Origin of the sequence: Butyrivibrio sp. AD3002 (assembly GCF_000420905.1) — a bacterium.
GTDB lineage: Bacteria > Bacillota > Clostridia > Lachnospirales > Lachnospiraceae > Butyrivibrio.
The window spans coordinates 411007-431312 of the sequence record NZ_ATVV01000001.1; the positions used below are offsets into that span (position 1 = coordinate 411007).

Here is a 20306-nt window from a genome sequence, read left to right on the forward strand (position 1 = left end):
TTTTTATAGTGGCAATCTTTTGCCTATTATTTTAACTCATTTTATGTAAAAAATATTTAATTTATTCACTGTTCAAACTGGCTTCTGTATAGATCTGAGTAAAAACCGTTGGCTTTAAGAAGCGAGTTATGATCTCCCTGCTCTATAATATGTCCGTCTTTCATTACAAGTATCCTGTCAGCTTCCTTGATAGTAGACAATCTGTGAGCAACGATAAAACTAGTTCTACCCACCATCATTTTCTGGAATGCTCGCTGAATTCTCATCTCCGTGCGTGTATCAATAGAGCTTGTTGCTTCATCCAGAATGAGCATCGGAGGTACACTCAGCATAATTCTTGTAATACACAAGAGCTGCTTCTGTCCCTGAGAAAGCATTCCTCCATCCTCACTTATCACGGTGTCATATCCGTCCGGTAATTTTTTAATGAAGCTTTGAGCATGCGACTTTTTCGCCGCTTCTATAACCTCAGCCTCAGTAAAGCCTGTTCTGCCAAGAGTAATATTATCCTTTATAGTCCCGCTTCTAAGCCAGGTCTCCTGAAGTACCATTCCATAATTTTCGCGAAGCTGCGCTCTTCTTAAGTTTCTTATGTCACATCCCTCGACACTTATAGCACCCTTATCTACATCATAGAATCTCATCAGAAGATTGATAATAGTTGTTTTTCCGCTTCCAGTCGGACCTACTATAGCTACTCTCTGACCTTCTTTTACGGAAAGTGTGAGGTTTTTGATCAATTCTCTGTCCTTATCGTACGAAAACTCCACATCTTTAATTTCAATATTGCCTTTTGCAATGCCGAGTTCATCGCAAGGAACAGCATCCGGGATCTGCGGCTTTTCATCAATAAGATCAAATACTCGCCTTGCACAGGCAAGCGCATTCTGAAGTTCTGTTACAACACCTGATATCTCATTAAAAGGTTTAGTATACTGCGTAGCATAACTCAAAAAAATTGTAAGCGATCCAACACTCATTATTCCATTTATACATTCGAAAGCTCCAAAGAGTGCCACAAAAGCATAAACAGTATTATTAACAACTCTGGTGCTGGGATTTGTAAGGGATGAGAAAAATGTGGCCTTTAAGCTGGTCTTTGCGAGTCGTTCATTAATCTCATCAAAAGTCTCCTGATTTTCATCTTCGTGTCCAAAGGCTTTTACAACCTTCAGATTGCCTATCATCTCATCAATGAGCGCCGTCTGCTCAGCTCTTGCTTTAGACTGCTCCTTGAAAAGTGAGTAGGATCTTGTTGCTATAAATCTCGCAACAAGAAGTGATATAGGCGTAAGAATTACTACCATAGCAGCTATCTTCCACTGAAGATAGAACATGAAAACCAACGTACCAACAATGGTAACAATGCCTGTAAAAAGCTGTGTGAAACCCATAAGAAGACCATCTGCAAACTGGTCAACATCTGAAATAACCTTACTAACCACTTCTCCCTGTGGATGACTATCCAGATATTCAAAGGGCAATATCTGAAGCTTATCAAAGGCGTCATTTCTTACATCTCTGATAACGCTAAATGTAATTCTGTTATTAACGCCATACATAAACCACTGGCAAAGTGCAGTAATACCAATAACAATTCCCATCCTCATAAGGAGCGACCTTATAAGTTCAAAGTTCACATCCCCTTTGCCAACGATACAGTCCACAACCTGCCCTGCAATTATAGGCGCATATAGCGTTAGTACGGCTGATATAACAGCAAAACTGATTGAAAAAAATATCAATAATTTATATGCGGAGGCATATTTCAAAACACGTTTAAGTTCACGCATTTACGGCCTCCTTTCCAAACTGTGACTCAAAAATTTCTCTGTAAGTCGCACTGTTCATAAGGAGTTCTTCATGCGTTCCGATTCCATCGACATGTCCGTCATCGAGAACTATTATTTTGTCACAGAATCTTATTGATGCCGCTCTCTGCGAAACTATAAATGTTACCGGCTTATATGAAAGCTTTGAAATAGCATTTCTAAGATTTTTATCAGTCATATTATCGAGAGCTGATGAGCTGTCATCAAGTATCAGAACTTCGGGCTTTTTGACAAGAGCTCTCGCTATCGTGAGCCTTTGCCTCTGACCTCCCGAGAGATTCCTGCCGCTTTGTGTTATTTCAGCTGAAAGCTGCCCCTTCTTTTCTTTCACAACTTCGGCTGCCTGCGCAGTATGAACCGCATCCCAAATCTCTTCATCACTCGCATTTGCATTGCCCCATCTGAGATTATCTCTTATAGTTCCTTTGAAAAGAACTGCCTTCTGAGGAACAACACCAATCACATCTCTCAGGGATTCAAGTGTATAATCCCTGACATCTCTTCCTTTGAATTTAACGCTTCCGCCTGTGGTATCATAAAATCTCGGAATAAGATTAACAAGCGTAGTTTTTCCCGAACCGGTACCACCAATAATTCCGATCGATTCGCCCTTCTTTGCGGAAAAAGTCACTTCCGAAAGTGAATCTTCGCTGTCACCTTTGTAGCACAATGATACATTCTCAAAACTTATTACAATATCATCCTTCATTGATACACTTTTTGCATCAACGCTTCCACCTGTCATTGACCCTGTTTCTTCAAGCATGGTCTGAATTCTGTTTCCGCAGGCAAACGATCTCGTAACCTGAATGATCAGATTTGCCAGCTTAACAAGCTCTACCAGAATCTGAGACATATAATTATAAAGAGCCACTACTGCTCCGGTGGTAAGAATTCCGGTATAAACCTTATCCGCCCCCGTCTTAAGAAGAATTATTATTGCAATATTAAGAATCACATAGGTTATAGGGTTCATCAGTGCAGAAACCCTGCCAACAAACTCCTGAAGCTTAGTGAGCCCTTCATTTTTAGCTCTAAAGTTGCCCGTTTCATTTTTTTCAAGTCCGAAAGCTCTTATCACACGGACTCCCGAAAGATTTTCTCTTGTGAGGCCAAGAACATTATCCAGAAGTTCCTGAACCTTTTTATATCTTGGAATTCCCCAAAGCATAATTCCGAAAACAACTATAGACAGAACAATTATCGTAACAAGGAAAATAAGTGCCTGGTTAAAATCAATAGTAAAAGCCATAACCATTGCGCCAAAGACAACAAAAGGTGAACGAAGAAGCAGTCTAAGGGTAAGATTAACGCCTTGCTGAACCTGGTTTATATCACTTGTCATCCTGGTTATCAAAGTATTGGTACCAAGGCTGTCAATCTGTTCGTAAGATAGCCCCTGGATATTCTTAAAAAGATCTTTCTTAACCGCAGCAGCAAAATAAGAAGCTGCCTTAGCTGCAAAAAACTGCGCCGTTACAGAACTGATATACCCTACTACTGCAAGAAGTATGAGGACCAGGCTCATTTTTAATACATACGAGCTGTCGCTGTTTCTGATACCCTTATCAATTATGGCTGCAACAACAAGAGGCACGATAAGCTCAAAACTGGCCTCAAGCAATTTGAAAAGCGGACCCAGGGCGGCTTCCAATGAATATTTCTTAAGATATTTCAGTAACTTTTTCATGTATAAATTCTTAGTCCTTTCGGATAGTGGTTCTTTAATGAGCCCCCCGCATACTTTGACCATCCCAGGCTGTAGCCATCAAATGTGATAAGATACCAGCCATTTGAAAGCCCCGGTTCTCTGAAGCTCATGCCTCCTATAAACTGCATTGCTTTTGAAGTATCATGAAGTTCATACGAATACCGTACAGCCTCAGTCGTTATTGCAAGTGCCAACGCATGAGATGGTTCAAACCGGTCTTTTTTTATAGTTCCCAGGTGTAACCCCGGTCTCAAAACAGTAAGCCCTCTGATTCCGGGCATCCCTTCCGGCGCCAAATATAACTGGTCACCAAAAAGAAAAGGATTACCACTTATACAGCCTTGTATATGTACAAATCCTTTTTGATCCTTAGTAATATCTATTTCTTTTATATTTTCATCAGCAAATTGAATGAAGGGTTTTATATCTGTTTCCTTCACGGGTTTTATATTTCCGTTAATACCATAATTCCCATGGTTAAGACTAATATCCCCTTCTTTTTCAAACACTGCAAGAAAATGGCCTTCTCCCTTAAGCTTATGAGGCCACAGTCTTGCCGTACATTTTTTTACTGCCTCGTTAATCTCCGAAGAAATCTGCTTCTGAAAAGATATATATTCATCAAAATCAAAAGTTCCGACAATATCTCTGACTTTTTGAATATTAGCGATATCTCCGGGAACCATGCCGTCATATAATTCTATGCTTACAGGCTTTAATCCATCCTGAATCAAAATACCGGCCTGAAGTTCATCTTCTTCAGGTGCAAAGGTACATGTAGAATAAACAAGTCGGCCGCCCGGTGCAAGCATTTTAACCGCAGATCTTAGTATATCTGTCTGTCTCTTCGCACAAAGCTCAACATTATCCTCGCTCCAGTTATCAATCGCTTCATCATTTTTTCTGAACATACCTTCACCGGAGCAGGGCGCATCAACAAGTATTCTGTCAAAATACCCTTCAAAAATTTCAGAAAGGATTTCCGGCTTCATGTTCGTGACAAGAGCATTTCTAATTCCGAGCCTCTCAACATTCAGTGATAATATCTGTGCTCTTTTCCTGTCAATCTCATTTGCTACAAGTATACCCTTACCCTTCATCCGGCATGCAATCTGAGTACTTTTTCCTCCCGGAGCAGCACAAAGGTCGAGCACCTTTTCACCAGGCTGAGGATCCAGAAAACTCACCGGCGACATTGCACTGGGTTCCTGGATATAGTAAACCCCTGCTTCATGATAAGGATGTTTACCCGGAGTTCCGGAAATAAAACTATAGCCTGTAGGTTCCCATAAGATTTCATCCTCAAGATTGGCTGAGGTTTTACCAAGAATTATCGAGGCTTTGTTGGCACTCGTATCCCCAAGTCGTATCGGATTTAACCTTATTGCCCTTACGGGCTCTCTTTCAAGGGCTTCCTCAAGCTGTTCAAATTCATCGCCGAGAATGGCCTTTATCCTTTTTTCAAAATCATTGCTCAAACTCATCTTTATGCTCTTTTATATATTTCTTAATTCCCTTAAAGGTTTCCGGACTAATGATGTGCTCAATTCTGCACGCATCATTTTCTGCTACTTCCGGAGATACTTTTGCAGTCAGCATGAGAAATTTTGTAAGATTTGTATGTCTGTCATAAACACTTTTGGCCTTTTTCAAGCCTTCCTGTGTAAGCTCAAGCTCACCATCGTTTGCTACGGTAATGAATCCGTTTTCCTTTAAGATTCCAACAGCCCTCGAAACGCTGGGTCTTGAAAAGCCAAGTTCATTGGCAACATCTATTGAACGAACATAGCCATTTCTCTTTTTCAAGAGATAAATTGTTTCGATATAGTCTTCACCTGACTCTTGCATATAAGCCTCCTTAAGATATGTTTTTGTATCTTTATTAGTATAGTATAAACCGTTAGCACTATCAAACTTTACAAAATAAAAATGACCGATGTGTTTTCCACATCGGTCATTATCATTTCAGTCTAAAATTATTTAGCAAAATCAGTTGCCCTACTCTCACGAATGATATTAACCTTGATCTGTCCGGGATATTCCATCTCGTTCTCAATCTTCTTAGCAATGTCTCTTGCCATTAATACCATATCGGAGTCACTTATCTGCTCGGGAACAACCATTACTCTGACTTCTCTTCCGGCCTGAATAGCAAATGAGTGATCAACGCCCTTAAAGCTTCCTGTGATCTCCTCGAGTTCTTTTAATCTGCTGGTATAAGTCTCCAGAGTCTCTCTACGAGCTCCGGGTCTTGCAGCTGAAATGGTATCAGCAGCCTGTACTATAACAGCTATAAGTGACTGAGGCTCAACATCTCCGTGATGTGCCTCTACTGCATTGATGACGGTTGCAGATTCTTTGTACTTCTTACAAATATCAACACCAAGTGAAATATGTGAGCCTTCCATTTCATGATCAACGGCCTTACCGATATCATGAAGGAGACCGGCTCTCTTAGCAAGACGAACATCCAGCTCCAATTCTGAAGCCATAAGTCCGCAAAGCTGTGATACTTCAACAGAATGCTTTAATGCGTTCTGACCATAACTTGTACGGAAACGCATGCGACCAAGAAGTTTGATGATTTCAGGATGCAATCCATGAACACCTGCTTCAAGAGCGGCATTCTCACCTTCTTCTTTAATCTTATTGGCAACTTCCTTCTGTGCCTTTTCAACCATCTCTTCAATTCTTGCAGGATGGATTCGGCCATCCACAATCAGTTTTTCAAGAGCGATTCTGGCTACCTCTCTTCTGATAGGATCAAATCCCGAGATAACAACAGCCTCAGGTGTATCATCAATAATAAGATCAACACCTGTCATGGTTTCGAGAGTTCTGATATTTCTTCCCTCTCGGCCGATAATACGTCCCTTCATCTCATCGTTAGGAAGCTGAACAACCGAAATGGTTGTCTCCGAAACATGATCTGCTGCGCATCTCTGAATTGCATTTACCACAATTTCCTTAGCGCGCTTATCTGCCTCTTCCTTAGCCTCCGCTTCCATGTTTTTAATCATGACTGCGGATTCATGTTTTACGTCATCTTCAACAATCTTTAAAAGATACTCTTTTGCCTGCTCGGAGGTTAAGCCTGAGATTTTCTCAAGTTCCTGTCTTCTCTGCTCATCAAGCTTCGCAACCTCTTGCGTTTTCTTGTTCAATGCATCTTCACGTGCATTTAAACTGGCCTCTTTCTTCTCAATTGCTTCTGATCTCTTTTCGACGTTCTCTTCTTTCTGCTGAACTCTTCTTTCTGAACGCTGAACCTCTGCTCTCCTATCCCTCACTTCCTTTTCAAGGTCATTTCTGGCCTTAAGTGATTCTTCTTTTACTTCCAGGAGTTTTTCGCGCTTCGATTCATCGGCAGCTCTTACAGCGTCGTCGATGATTTTTCTTGCCCTTTCCTCTGCGGTTCCGATCTTGCTCTCATTCTCAGCGTCAATTTTCTTTTGACGGAATGTCATGACCAAAGCGGTTACCAGTACCGAAATGACAAGAGTTGCTGCTACTGCTACAAAAATAATTGCAAGCATACAGGAGCACCTCCTTATTTAATTTTCATTGTACGATATTTTGTATAAAATGATTAAAAAATTCATTATTTCATACAATATAACAACATATTAAGTTTACGCTCAGTTTATGCCCGTGTCAAGTGATAACGCTCTTTGTATGGTGTCGCCGCCAAAGCCTTTTCGGTATAAAAATGCCATAATTTTCTGCCTTTCCTCATAGGAGGCATTTTCGTTATCAAAGTGTTTCTTTCGTAAAAGAGAAATGCATAGATCAAGCTCGGGATCATCATTTTCCTCTGAATAAGCCTCGGACACCATTTTCTCGATTATGTCAGCAGATATTCCTTTTTGTATCAGATCCTGTTTTATTCTGTTTTTACTCCGAAGATTTATCTGATATCTGATGTAATCCCCGGCATATCTCTCGTCATCAATGTATCTGTAGGATTTAAGATAATCTATAGTCTCATCAATCACAGATTCGGCATACATTCCTTCCCTAAGCTTATCCCGCAGCTTGCGTTCTGTATAATCACGTTTTTGAAGCAAATTCATAGCTCGTAGCTTTGCTCTTTTAGGAATAACCGTCTCTGTTATCTCATTAAAAACAGGCGAAGAAATCTCTTCGCCTGTTTTAATTCCATAACTTCTTATCTCGCCTCTGTACAGGATAAAAGCAAATTCACCATCTATAAATACTTTAGATCTTTTATTGTCAAACGCTACTATATCCGTTACAGTCATGTTGCTTATGCCTCTTCTGATTTGGAAGCCTTAGACTTTTTTCCTGTGGGAGCCGGCTCCTCTTCCTTGGCTTCTTCGCCGCCCTCAAGTCCGTAATGACTCCTTACTTTTGCAGCAATTTCTTCAAGTACTTCAGGATGTTCAGCAAGATAAGTCTTAGCATTCTCACGTCCCTGGCCGATCTTGTCACTTCCGTACTGGTACCACGCGCCACTCTTATTCACAATGTCACAAGCGGCGGCAAGATCAAGTACATCACCAGTATAAGAAATTCCTTTGCCATACATGATGTCGAATTCAGCCTCTTTAAACGGAGGTGCAATCTTATTCTTAACAATTTTCACTCTTGTACGGTTTCCGATAGACTCTCCGCTCTGCTTCAAGGTCTCAATTCTTCTTACATCCATTCTTACGGAAGAATAGAATTTGAGAGCACGTCCGCCGGTTGTAGTCTCCGGATTGCCAAACATAACACCAACCTTCTCTCGAAGCTGATTTATAAAGATAACCGAGCAATTGGACTTGCTGATAACCGCTGTAAGTTTACGAAGCGCCTGTGACATGAGTCTGGCCTGAAGTCCGACATGGGAATCGCCCATATCGCCATCTATTTCTGCTTTAGGCACCAACGCAGCAACAGAGTCGACTACAACAATGTCAATAGCTCCTGAGCGAACCATTGTCTCACAAATCTCAAGGGCCTGTTCGCCGGAATCCGGCTGTGAAATATATAAATTATCCACATCAACACCGATATTCTTGGCATATACAGGATCAAGCGCATGCTCCGCATCAATGAATCCGGCGATACCGCCTCTCTTCTGAACCTCTGCGATCATGTGGAGTGTGACCGTTGTCTTACCACTGGACTCAGGTCCATAAATCTCAACAATGCGTCCCTTCGGAATACCTCCGAGACCAAGTGCTATATCAAGACTGAGTGAGCCCGTCGGAGTGGTCTCAACATTCATCTGAGCCGAAGGATCACCTAATTTCATAACGGCGCCTTTACCAAACTGCTTCTCAATCTGTCCGAGTGCTGCCTCTAATGCTCTCTGCTTATCTTCTCTTTCCATACTGTTCTTCTCCTTTTCTCCAGAACAAGCGTTCTGTAATGATAATAAAACAAATGTTCGTATGTGTCAACATGAAAAACTCGAAAGTTTACCCGTAAAACAAATAAAAAATGGAAAAATTGGCGACACGCCATAATTAAGACTTTTGTATATTACACACACCTGGAAGAAAAGTCAACCCCAAAATCTGTGCATTCGAATCACACGGAAAATGCAAAGAGAGCCAGTTTGGAAACAATAAGTTCCCTTACTATCATACCTGCTTTTTCTTTTTCCGAAGGAGTAATTGCTGCAAGCTGGTTCATCGTATACACTTTTTCCTGATAGTGATCAGAGGATCCTTTTCTTAACTGGCTAACTCTTACCTTAGCCTTGAGTTGTTTGAAAACCCGAAACTGAAAATCCTCCTCTGCCAGGTAATAAAGGTGACTCTCAAGGGTTGTGGCCGGATCCATATCCTTAACTATGTACCGCTCCACGATAGTCTTAAACTTAAACGGTGCCATCTCATCCGCGAGGATTTCTGTATAACTCAGCCTTGCTCCAAAGTAATATTTTGAAACATCCTGCATGGTATATTTAAAATCATCCTCGTTTACAATGTTGTACAAGTACCTGTCCCCTTTGTTCTACCTAATACTATCATTTTTGGTGTACGATAAATCACCCTTATTCTAAAAACAAATCCGATTGAAGGGAAATCATTCCTTCTTTTCAGGTTTATAATCTATATCTTCTATCTGATTGCCGCACGCTTTGATTGCTTCAAGTATTTTTGCTCTGTCCCAGCCGGTCTCTTCAGCAAGCTCATCTACAGTACAGCTTCTTCTGAGTTCATCGGCCAGCTCCTTAGCCTTATCCGCAACCTCCTGAACAAGCTTAACAGCTTTTTGCGCTCTGGCTGTTTCTGCAGCATCATCCTCTATAAGATTCTCCATGGCATCCATAACCATCTGAGCCAGAAATGCATCACATTCTTTATGATCTTCCAGATTGGAGAGATCTCCAACCGCCTTCATAAGAGCAATGTTGCCCTCACCTATAAGATCCTCAATAAGTACTCCCTGCTCTGCATACAGCTTTGCAACATCGGCAACCATGGAAAGGCTTATCTCCGCCAGTTTCTTCTGCGCATCTGTTTCTCCCGCCATGGCGGAAATAATAATTGCTTCCTTTTCACCGTCAGAAACAGTTTCAATCATGGATAATTCTTCAAGATACTCAGAAAGATATCCCGATTCTTCCTCACTGAGGTACTCACTTGAATCGATAGTCTCTCCAATACCTATATTGTGCTTTTTTAAATAATCATATATAAGTTCGTACTGGGCATCGCTAAGTTCAAGGTTTTCAAATGCATCCCTTATCTCGTCCTCAGTAACCGTTCCGCCCTGCCTTCTTGCATGCTTCGTAATATCTGCAAGGACCTGGGCGAATTCCTTTTCCTTATTATCAAGATTAGACATATAAATCTCCTGTTATTTCACATGTGTATGAGTAAAAAGATGTTCCTGACAATACTCATAATTGCCGTTACATTTGGAACAAAATCTGAATTCCATGGTGGGATCATCACTTTCTGTTTTGCCGCAAACAGCACATTTATGTTTCGTAATTCCCGGCGGCGTTATCTTTACAGAACGTTTGAAATCGTTTCTTCTCTTGACTTCTTTCGGCCGAAGATGCATGAGGCGTCCGCCTGAGAACCAGAAAATGGCAAAGGTTAAAAGTGAGGCCGTAATAGCAAAGAACAGATAAATATTACCATTCACAAATGCGGAAATAGCTTCAAAGGCAAGCCAGCCACCATATACTATTCCAAGCCACTTCATCTTAAGCGGAATAATGAACATGAAAAGTACAACGTTATCAGGAAAAGTTGCGGCAAAGGCAAGCAGTATAGACATATTAATATAATATGTACTAAATGAATACGCAGCCAACTGCATCTCAAATCCGACATCTCCTGTCATATAAGGTGTATTCATTCCCATTTTTAATTCAAACAGAACAAACGCATAGCTTAAAAAAGCAGCTATGATCATTAAAAGTAAACCGGTAAAAATATAGAGATTATATTTATACTCTCCCCATACTCTCTCCATGGTCGTTCCTATTGAATAATAAAAATACAGCATGATAAGTACAAAGAAAAGATTACTCTCCGTAGGTGGAATAAGTATCCAGGTTACAATTCTCCATATCTGGCCACGCAGAATCAAATGTGGATTAAGAGTAAGCATATTTAATATGCCTGTTCCAATTGGAGCAAATCTCAAAATGTAGCCGATTATATAACATATAATAAGAACCAGTGTCAGATTCTTTATCGCATATTTCCCGAATTTCTTTTCAAAATTACTCATATAACTCCTATGATGAAAACTATCACAAAAAATAGCTTTCTTTGCAAAATTTTATTATATGTTTTTACACATTCTTATTGAGTTTATCACATTTTATGCCCTTTTGCACCGATATTTGAATAATTGATTTTTAAACTTTCTTCGATTATAATGTAGCGTAATGCGCATTTTATTTTTGCGATATAAATATAAGTAGTAACAGATTTGTTTTTAGGTTTTTTAGGTTTCAGAGGTTTTTATTTATGATTTCAAAGGACTACACACTTGGCATTGACATTGGTTCTACCACCGTCAAGATTGCTCTTATGGACTCAGACAGAAACATCGTCTTTTCAGATTATAAGAGACATTTTGCAAACATTCAGGAGACACTCTTATCACTTCTTCAGGATGCTGCAAAAATAAGCGGTAATGTTACCCTTCACCCTGTCATTACAGGATCCGGCGGTCTTACTCTTGCCAGCCATCTGGAAGTACCTTTTGTCCAGGAAGTTATCTCCGTATCCACAGCACTTAAGGCTCTTGCTCCCAAGACTGACGTAGCTATTGAGCTTGGCGGCGAGGATGCAAAGATCATCTACTTTGAAGACGGTAATGTTGAGCAGCGAATGAACGGTATCTGCGCAGGCGGTACAGGTTCATTTATCGATCAGATGGCATCGCTTTTGCAGACAGATGCATCCGGTCTTAATGATTATGCCAAAAATTATCAGTCTCTCTATACCATTGCGGCTCGCTGCGGTGTTTTCGCAAAATCAGATATACAGCCTCTTATCAATGAAGGCGCAACTAAGGAAGACCTTGCAGCTTCTATTTTCCAGGCTGTTGTAAACCAGACTATAAGTGGTCTTGCCTGCGGCAAGCCTATCAGAGGACATATCGCATTTCTCGGCGGACCTCTTCATTTCCTTTCAGAGCTCAAAGTCGCTTTTATCCGCACACTTAAGCTTGATGATGAGCATATTATCGATACTGATAATTCTCATCTATTTGCCGCGATCGGTTCAGCCATGAATGCACAGGAAGACTGCCATTACTCAATGGTTGATATGATTGGGAAACTCTCACATAAAATAACAATGGCTGCAGAGGTCTCAAGACTTGAGCCACTCTTTGAGTCTGAAGATGAGTATAAGGAATTCCTTGATCGACAGAATAATTACCGAGTAAAAACCGCAAGGCTTGACACCTATAAAGGAAACGCATTCCTCGGAATCGATGCGGGAAGCACCACTACAAAATGTGCCCTCGTATCTGAGGACGGCGATCTTCTTTATTCATTCTATTCAAGCAATAACGGAAGCCCTCTTAAAACAGCTATCAGCTCTATTCAGGAAATCTATAAGCTTATGCCCGAAGGCGTTAATATAGCTCGTTCCTGCTCCACCGGTTACGGTGAAGCTTTGCTTAAGTCCGCACTTATGCTCGATGATGGCGAAGTAGAGACTATTGCACATTATAATGCAGCAGCATTCTTTGATCCTGAAGTTGACTGTATCCTGGATATCGGCGGTCAGGATATGAAGTGTATTCATATAAAAAACGAGACTGTCGACAGCGTTCAGCTTAATGAAGCATGCTCTTCCGGTTGCGGAAGCTTTATAGAGACTTTTGCAAAATCTCTTAATTACAGTGTTCAGGATTTTGCAAAAATCGCTCTGTTTGCTGATGCTCCCATTGATCTTGGTACTCGCTGCACTGTTTTCATGAACTCACGAGTTAAGCAGGCTCAGAAGGAAGGCGCTTCTGTTGCTGACATTTCTGCAGGACTTGCTTATTCAGTTATTAAAAACGCACTCTTTAAGGTTATAAAGGTATCAGATGCAAAGGAACTCGGTGATCACATAGTTGTTCAGGGTGGTACCTTCTACAATGATGCTGTTCTTAAAGCTTTTGAAAAAATTTCCGGAGCTCAGGTTACCCGTCCTGATATTGCGGGTATTATGGGTGCTTTTGGTGCTGCTCTTATCGCAAGAAATCGATTCCACGAAAAGAACAGCTCCAAGACAACCATGCTTACAATCGATCAGATTAACAAGCTCGAATATTCAACAAGCATGACTACCTGTCAGGGATGCACCAACCATTGTCGTCTTACCATCAATAAGTTTACCGGTGGACGTCAGCACATTTCCGGTAATCGCTGCGAACGCGGTATCGGCAAAGTAAAAAATGCTGCCGGCATTCCTAATCTTTTTGAATATAAGTACAAGAGAATATTTGATTACAAGCCTCTTAATGAACTTGAGGCTAAGCGCGGAACAGTTGGTATTCCCAGAGTTCTGAATTATTATGAGAACTATCCTTTCTGGTTTACATTTTTCACAAAGCTCGGATATCGCGTCGTTCTCTCGCCCAGATCCACTCACCAGATTTATGAGCTTGGCATTGAATCAATTCCCAGCGAATCTGAGTGTTATCCGGCGAAGATTTCTCATGGTCACATAGAGTGGCTCATCAGAAATAACGTTGATTTTATCTTCTATCCCGGTCTGTTCTATGAGCGCGATGAGGTAGATGGAGCAACAAACCACTATAACTGCCCTATTGTTACTTCATATTCCGAAAACATAAAGAATAACGTAGAGGCAATTACTGATGGAAAAGTAAAACTCAGAAATCCTTTTATGTCCTTTGCAAGCCTTAAGACTGCCACTGATGCTCTTGTTAAGGAATTTTCAGAGCTTCCTGCCAATGAGATAATTGCAGCGGCAAGCGAAGGCTGGGCTGAGATGGAAAAGGCAAGGGATGATATCCGAAAGAAAGGTGAAGAGACGCTTCGCTGGATGAAGGAAAACAATCGTCACGGTATTGTTGTAGCGGGTCGCCCCTACCATGTAGATCCCGAGATTAATCATGGTATTCCGGATATGATTTGTTCCTACGGTGTTGCAGTTCTTACAGAGGATTCAGTATCTCACCTCGGGACACCTGAACGCCCCCTTATCGTATCAGACCAGTGGATGTATCACTCACGTCTGTATGCCGCAGCAAGTTTTGTACGCACAAGAGATGATCTTGATCTTATTCAGCTTAACTCTTTTGGTTGCGGTCTGGACGCAGTAACCACAGATCAGGTAAATGATATATTATCTGGTTCAGATAAGATTTATACCTGTCTTAAAATTGATGAAGTTAATAATCTTGGCAGCGCAAGAATTCGTGTTCGTTCATTGCTTGCAGCTATACGTGTGCGCGCACAGAAAGAAAACAAAGAACGCACAATAGGTTCAACCGCAATTAACAGAAAGCTCTTTACGGAGGAAATGAGAGCAAATTACACCATTCTCGTTCCCCAGATGTCTCCTATTCATTTTGACATCATTGAGCCGGCTCTATCCGCATGCGGATACAACATTGTTGTAATGCAGAATGATAATAAGCACGCTATAGACATGGGTCTTAAGTATGTTAACAATGACGCCTGCTACCCTTCACTCTGGGTTGTTGGTCAGATTATGGATGAGCTTCACTCAGGAAAGTATGATCTTAACAGAACTGCCGTACTTATGAGCCAGACAGGCGGTGGATGTCGTGCTACCAACTATGTTGGTTTTATAAGAAGGGCTCTGAGAAAAGCCGGTATGGAACAAGTACCCGTTATCTCCGCCAACTTAAGTAAACTTGAGGCGAACCCGGGCTTCCATCTCAATTTCGAGATGCTTGAAAGAGCTGCTTATGCGGCAGTTTTCGGTGATATCTTCATGAGATGCGTATACCGTATGCGTCCCTACGAAGTTACTGAAGGTTCGGTTAATGCACTTCATGATAAGTGGAAAAAAGAGTGTATAGAATTTGTTTCTGCAAAGCATCTAAGCTTCTTCAAATTCCAGCGTATGTGCAGGGAAATAGTTGAAGATTTTGATAAGATACCGATTACCGATGCCATTAAACCAAGAGTCGGTGTTGTAGGAGAGATTCTTGTAAAATTTGCTCCCGCTGCTAACAATCACCTTGTAGAGCTTCTTGAATCAGAAGGCGCCGAAGCTGTTGTTCCGGATCTTTTAGACTTCATGCTCTACTGCTTCTACAATCAGGTTTACAAAGCTGATCAGTTTGGAACAAGCGCTAAGACCAAGGCCTTTTGTAAAGCAGGTATATGGGCTCTGGAAAAGCTTCGCGGCGGAGCTTCCAAAGCATTTGAAAAGAGTATTCACTTTGATGCTCCTACAAGCATTTATAAGCTTGTTGAATATGCAAAGCCTATTGTTTCAATCGGTAACCAGACAGGTGAAGGCTGGTTCCTTACAGGCGAGATGGTTGAACTCATCAAGGAAGGTGCCTCCAATATTGTCTGCACACAGCCTTTTGGTTGTCTTCCGAATCATGTTGTTGGTAAGGGCGTAATTAAGCAGATGAGAAAACTCTATCCCGGATGTAATATCGTAGCAATTGATTATGACCCGGGTGCAAGTGAAGTAAATCAGCTTAACAGAATCAAGCTCATGCTCTCTACGGCTCACACCAAGGCTCATGAAGAAGAAAAGCTTGAAGAGGCAAAAGCAATTTCATAAAGTATGAGAAATAAAAATCAGCCGGTGCATTTGCACCGGCTGTATTTGTTTACTTACTTTGCCTTTTCATTAAGTTTATCAATGTCATCCTGAAGTCGTTCCATAGCAAACTCATTAGATCTTAAAGCCAGATGCGCTTTAAGTGAACGATTATGAACATCATTTCTCTTCTTGAAATAATCAAGCAGATTTTCATCATCGATCTTAAGGTATCCATCGGCTATTGCCCCCGGAAGTACAAACTTTTTGACTACATCCGAAAACTCAACCTCTATATACTTGCCATCCTGTTTAACAATTGTGCCTTTACCAAATTTCTCATGCGTAATCTTTAAATTCAAGGCATCCTTGTTTCCGAGAGCTGCTGCTTCTTTATCGAGGTCCTCAATCTCTCTCTCCATATTGGCATGCTCAGTCTTAAGTTCTTCCATCCGCTTGGCATTCTCTTCCAAAAGTTCTTTGGTTCTCTTGGTTCTGGTCTTAGTTGTAGTCTTTACTTCCTTCTCTTCCTCTTCAAGATCTAAACCCATAGGTTACCCCTTTTCCGCAGATAAAAATCCGCAAGCTAAACATCATCGATATATTATATTTTAGCTTATTTTTTATCGTTTGCGGACATAGTACCCCATATTTCATAAAACTTTTATGTTTATAAAAAAAACATTTCAGATAGTTTCAGTCGTAAGGGCAGAGGTTGCTTTTGTTTTTTTCTCGTCATCAAGGATCTGGCCCCATCTATATGGAGTTGCCTGATATACATAATAATCAAGCCAATTGGAATACAGATTATTACAGTGAGAACGCCAGGTTAACTTTGGTGTATTATCAGGATCGTCTTCCGGATAATAGTTTTCAGGAATATGTATTGGAAGATTCTTGCTTAAATCTCTAATGTATTCGTTGTGAAGAGTCAGTCTGTCATATTCTGCATGCCCCATAACAAAAATGTTTTTGCCGTCTCTGCTCATGCAAAGAAATACGCCTGCAACAGTTGATTCCGCGAGAACTACAAGGTCTTTGCATGCATGTATCTCTGATGAGGGTGATTCCGTATGTCTTGAATGGGGCATAAGAAATACATCATCAAATCCCCTTACAAGCGGAACTTTTCTGTTCTCCACCCTGTGCTCAAATAAACCAAAAAGTTTTTCCTGCAACGGGCGTTTCTTTATTCCGTAATGGTAATAGAGTCCGGCCTGTGCCCCCCAGCAGATATGAAAAGTAGAAGTTACGTTTGTTTTTGACCACTCGAAAATTCTGCAGAGTTCCTCCCAATAATCGACCTCTTCGAATTCCATCTGCTCAACCGGAGCTCCTGTTATAATAAGTCCGTCATAGGTATTATCCTGAAGCTCATCAAAGGTATGATAGAATCTGTTAAGATGGTTTGGCGATGTATTAAGCGACTTGTGACTGCTTACTCTCATAAAAGAAACATCTATCTGTAAAGGTGTATTAGATAAAGATCTAAGGAGCTGAAGCTCTGTATCCTCCTTTAATGGCATCAGATTCAGAATACAAATATTCAAAGAACGAATATCCTGATGCATGGCGCGATTTTCATCCACCACAAAGATATTTTCTTTTTCCAGGATCTCACGTACCGGGAGATCATTCATAATTTTGATCGGCATACCATAACCTCCATCACCTTATAAAAGGTATATTATTTTATTAATTCAAGAAATTCTTCTTCGTTTATAACTTTAATACCCAGTTCCTGTGCCTTGGTCAGTTTACTGCCCGCAGCTTCACCCGCAAGAACCATAGTAGTCTTCTTCGAAACACTTCCGGCAGCTTTTCCACCGTTTTTCGTAATAAGCTCTTCTGCTTCTTTTCTCCCAAGACTGGGCAGTGTTCCGGTAACAACAATTGTCATACCACTTAGTTTATCCGAGGCGTCCTCATCAATTTTAACAGCCATATTTACTCCGGCATCTTTCATCCTGAGTATCAGCTCTTCATTATCTTTGCTGTGGAAGAACTCGTACAAATCATTTGCCGTCGTCTCTCCAATATCAGGCATAGACAAAAATCCATCCACAGTAATTTTGAAAAGATCAGTAAGATCCGATACATGTTTCATGATTTCTCTGGCTGTAGCTTTTCCGACATTTCTTATGGCAAGTCCTGTCAGAAGCATTACCGGGTCATTTTCTTTTGACTTTTCTATCTCAGATAGAAGTTTATCTGTATTCTTTTCCTTACCGATTATTCCCTTTTCGACCATCTCATCACGGTACTTGTAAAGGTCATATATATCGGCATAGCTTTTCAGATATCCGTCTTTTGTCAGGGCTTCTATGAGCGTATCACCAAGTCCCATGATGTTCATGGCATCTCTTGATGTAAAATAGGCTATAGTTCTCGTAACCTGAGCAGGGCATGTGGGATTAACGCACCTTATGTCTGCTGTATCCTCTTCCCGTACTAGCTTATGCCCGCATACAGGACATATTTCAGGAGCTTTGAATATCTCTGCAGGTTCTTCCACACAACCATTTAATTTAGGTATGATCTCACCTGATTTGAAGAGTTTATATGCTCCTCCTATACCTATTTTCATATCCCTGATGTAATCCTGGTTGTGCAGTGTTGCTCTTGAAACTGAGGTTCCACAAAGTCTTGCGGGTTTTCCGGTCTCTTTATCATGAAAACTTCCTGTAAATGTAAGCTTACCAGTTCTGCCTACATCTACAATGATTTCATCCATTACAACAACTTTTTCTTCAGGCGGGTACTTGTATGCAATATGTCCGCTTGAGTATTTGCTGCCTGCCGGAAAATCTTCTCTCCAGGCTGTATGATCAACCTTCACTACAGCTCCGTCGAGATCAAAAGTAAGGTCAAATCGCTCGTCACCGATGGCATCTATCGCATCAATAACATCCTCGGAACTATTGCAGAGTCTGTGTCGTACAACAGGAATACCGAGCTCCTCCAAAGTATCAAGTGCTTTGCAGTGGCTTTCCAAAAGCTCTGCAGGACCATCCTGAACATTAAACACAAACATTCGAAGGCCGCGTTCCTTTGTAACCGCACTGTCAAGCTGCCTAAGCGTTCCCGCCGCTAGATTTCTCGGATTAGCTGCAAGCTTTTTGCCGAGCTTCTCCTGCTGTTCATTGAATCTGTCAAAGTCCTCGTGTGACATATATACTTCACCGCGAAGCTCCAGATAACTTGCACTGTACCTTATTTCCTTCTGTACATCAGGAATCACAAGAGCATTTATTGTAACATCTTCCCCGATTCTTCCATCCCCTCTGGTCTCAGCCATCACAAGCTTCATAAAACCGGGCTTATCTGTATCCGCCTCATACCTGAGAGTCATCGAAAGACCGTCTATCTTCTGTTCTACAGAAAACTGCGCATCCGGATGCTTTTCATGAACTTTATTCACCCAGGAAGTAACATCTGCCTTGTCAAATACGTCTTCAATTGAAAGCATAGGAACATTGTGAGTTACCTTCACTCCGGCTTCTCTCTTTGCTGTGCCTCCGATAATCTGGCTCGGAGACTCCTTGGTTATGAGCTCCGGATGCTCTTTCTCCATTTTTTTAAGTTCCAGCATCAACTGATCATACTCATAATCAGAAATCTCAGGAGCATCCTGATTGTAATACCGGTCCATATGATAGCGGATTTTTTCCGAAAGCTCCTTATATTTTAATTGTGTATCATTATCTGCCATAAAAAACTCCCCATAAACAACTTATTTTGCCTTTTTCATACTAATTCTTCCGGGCAAGCTCATAGAGCATTTTGAGTTCATCGCCCTCAATCATGCGATGCTCTGAATACCCAAGCTCACCCAGCTCAATATTCAGTATGCGCACTCTCTTCAGCCTGACAACACCATATCCAAAAGCGTTGCACATTCGTCTTATCTGCCTGTTCAGCCCCTGAGTAAGTATTATTCTAAAACAACTCTCAGATATTTTTTTCACCTTACAGGGTCTTGTCGTTTTATCAAGTTCCTTAAGATAAACTCCTTTTTCCATATCAGTTAGGAACTTTTCCGTAATGGATTTATCAACTTCAACGACATATTCCTTCTCGTGGCCGTTGCGGGATTTCATCATTGCCTGAATAAGATCCCCATCATTCGTAAGGATCATAAGCCCCTCAGAATCCTTGTCCAGGCGGCCTGCGTAGGTCACACGTCTGTCAAAACCGAGATCCTCAATTATTGTTCTCTCTGCATGTTCATCCTTTTCAGTGCAAACTACGCCCACAGGCTTATTATACGCAATAACAATTTTATCACCAAATCGGGATATCAAAACACCGTCGCAGAGAATCTCATCCTCATCGCTAACCTTCATCCCGCACTGAGCCGGCTTACCATTGACGGTTATTCTTCCTTCCTCTATGAGCTTGTCAGCATCCCGCCGTGAACATACACCGCACATGGCAATATATTTATTTAATCTAATCTCTTCCATATTTTCTTTGTTCTTAGAATATATTCGTGGTTTTCATAGTATAAAAAAGGAACGTCCTTCATCGGAAGTCGTCCCTTTTGGTAAAACTCATTTATAAATG

General features: G+C 41.1%; 15 protein-coding genes. 1 reads left to right on the forward strand and 14 read right to left on the reverse strand.

Features of this window, described 5'->3' with window-relative positions; all coding sequences use genetic code 11:
- Window positions 1–65: 65 nt before the first annotated feature.
- From G596_RS0101740 to G596_RS0101785, 10 genes are all read right to left on the reverse strand, one after another.
- Complete coding sequence (locus G596_RS0101740; protein ID WP_022760106.1) at window positions 66–1793, reverse strand: ABC transporter ATP-binding protein; 1728 nt, start codon at window positions 1791–1793, stop codon at window positions 66–68.
- Window positions 1786–3522 (reverse strand): ABC transporter ATP-binding protein, encoded by a 1737-nt coding sequence (locus G596_RS0101745; protein ID WP_022760107.1) that lies wholly within the window; start codon window positions 3520–3522, stop codon window positions 1786–1788. The genes G596_RS0101740 and G596_RS0101745 overlap by 8 nt, the downstream gene beginning before the upstream one ends.
- Window positions 3519–5027: an RsmF rRNA methyltransferase first C-terminal domain-containing protein gene (locus G596_RS0101750; protein WP_022760108.1), complete on the reverse strand. Its 1509-nt coding sequence runs from the start codon at window positions 5025–5027 to the stop codon at window positions 3519–3521. The genes G596_RS0101745 and G596_RS0101750 overlap by 4 nt, the downstream gene beginning before the upstream one ends.
- Window positions 5011–5391 carry a metal-dependent transcriptional regulator gene (locus tag G596_RS0101755; protein ID WP_022760109.1) on the reverse strand — a complete coding sequence of 127 codons (381 nt, stop codon included), beginning with the start codon at window positions 5389–5391 and terminating at the stop codon, window positions 5011–5013. The genes G596_RS0101750 and G596_RS0101755 overlap by 17 nt, the downstream gene beginning before the upstream one ends.
- A 128-nt stretch (window positions 5392–5519) precedes the next feature.
- A complete protein-coding gene (gene rny / locus G596_RS0101760; protein ID WP_022760110.1) occupies window positions 5520–7079 on the reverse strand; it encodes a ribonuclease Y in 1560 nt (519 codons plus the stop codon).
- Between the two features lie 102 nt (window positions 7080–7181).
- Window positions 7182–7805, reverse strand: a complete 624-nt coding sequence (locus tag G596_RS0101765; protein ID WP_022760111.1) for a regulatory protein RecX — start codon at window positions 7803–7805, stop codon at window positions 7182–7184.
- 5 nt (window positions 7806–7810) lie between these two features.
- Complete coding sequence (gene recA / locus G596_RS0101770; protein ID WP_022760112.1) at window positions 7811–8881, reverse strand: recombinase RecA; 1071 nt, start codon at window positions 8879–8881, stop codon at window positions 7811–7813.
- Window positions 8882–9081: 200 nt separating this feature from the next.
- The gene (locus G596_RS0101775; protein WP_022760113.1) at window positions 9082–9492 is read right to left on the reverse strand and encodes a hypothetical protein; all 411 of its coding nucleotides are present in this window, start codon (window positions 9490–9492) and stop codon (window positions 9082–9084) included.
- A 90-nt stretch (window positions 9493–9582) separates the two neighbouring features.
- Complete coding sequence (locus G596_RS0101780) at window positions 9583–10347, reverse strand: RNA polymerase sigma factor region1.1 domain-containing protein (RefSeq protein ID WP_022760114.1); 765 nt, start codon at window positions 10345–10347, stop codon at window positions 9583–9585.
- A 12-nt stretch (window positions 10348–10359) separates the two neighbouring features.
- Window positions 10360–11247, reverse strand: coding sequence for a hypothetical protein (locus G596_RS0101785; RefSeq protein WP_022760115.1), 888 nt, complete (start codon window positions 11245–11247; stop codon window positions 10360–10362).
- Window positions 11248–11489: 242 nt separating this feature from the next.
- Between G596_RS0101785 and G596_RS20520 the strand changes: the two genes are divergently transcribed.
- Window positions 11490–15761 (forward strand): 2-hydroxyacyl-CoA dehydratase, encoded by a 4272-nt coding sequence (locus G596_RS20520; protein WP_022760116.1) that lies wholly within the window; start codon window positions 11490–11492, stop codon window positions 15759–15761.
- A gap of 53 nt (window positions 15762–15814) precedes the next feature.
- On the opposite strand, the gene G596_RS0101795 is transcribed toward G596_RS20520, so the two are convergent.
- From G596_RS0101795 to G596_RS0101810, 4 genes are all read right to left on the reverse strand, one after another.
- Window positions 15815–16291, reverse strand: coding sequence for a hypothetical protein (locus G596_RS0101795; RefSeq protein WP_022760117.1), 477 nt, complete (start codon window positions 16289–16291; stop codon window positions 15815–15817).
- Window positions 16292–16426: 135 nt separating this feature from the next.
- A complete protein-coding gene (metA, locus tag G596_RS0101800) occupies window positions 16427–17395 on the reverse strand; it encodes a homoserine O-acetyltransferase MetA (RefSeq protein ID WP_022760118.1) in 969 nt (322 codons plus the stop codon).
- Window positions 17396–17427: 32 nt separating this feature from the next.
- Window positions 17428–19452, reverse strand: a complete 2025-nt coding sequence (gene ligA / locus G596_RS0101805; protein ID WP_022760119.1) for an NAD-dependent DNA ligase LigA — start codon at window positions 19450–19452, stop codon at window positions 17428–17430.
- A 40-nt stretch (window positions 19453–19492) separates the two neighbouring features.
- A complete protein-coding gene (locus tag G596_RS0101810) occupies window positions 19493–20206 on the reverse strand; it encodes a pseudouridine synthase (RefSeq protein ID WP_022760120.1) in 714 nt (237 codons plus the stop codon).
- Between the last annotated feature and the right edge of the window lie 100 nt (window positions 20207–20306).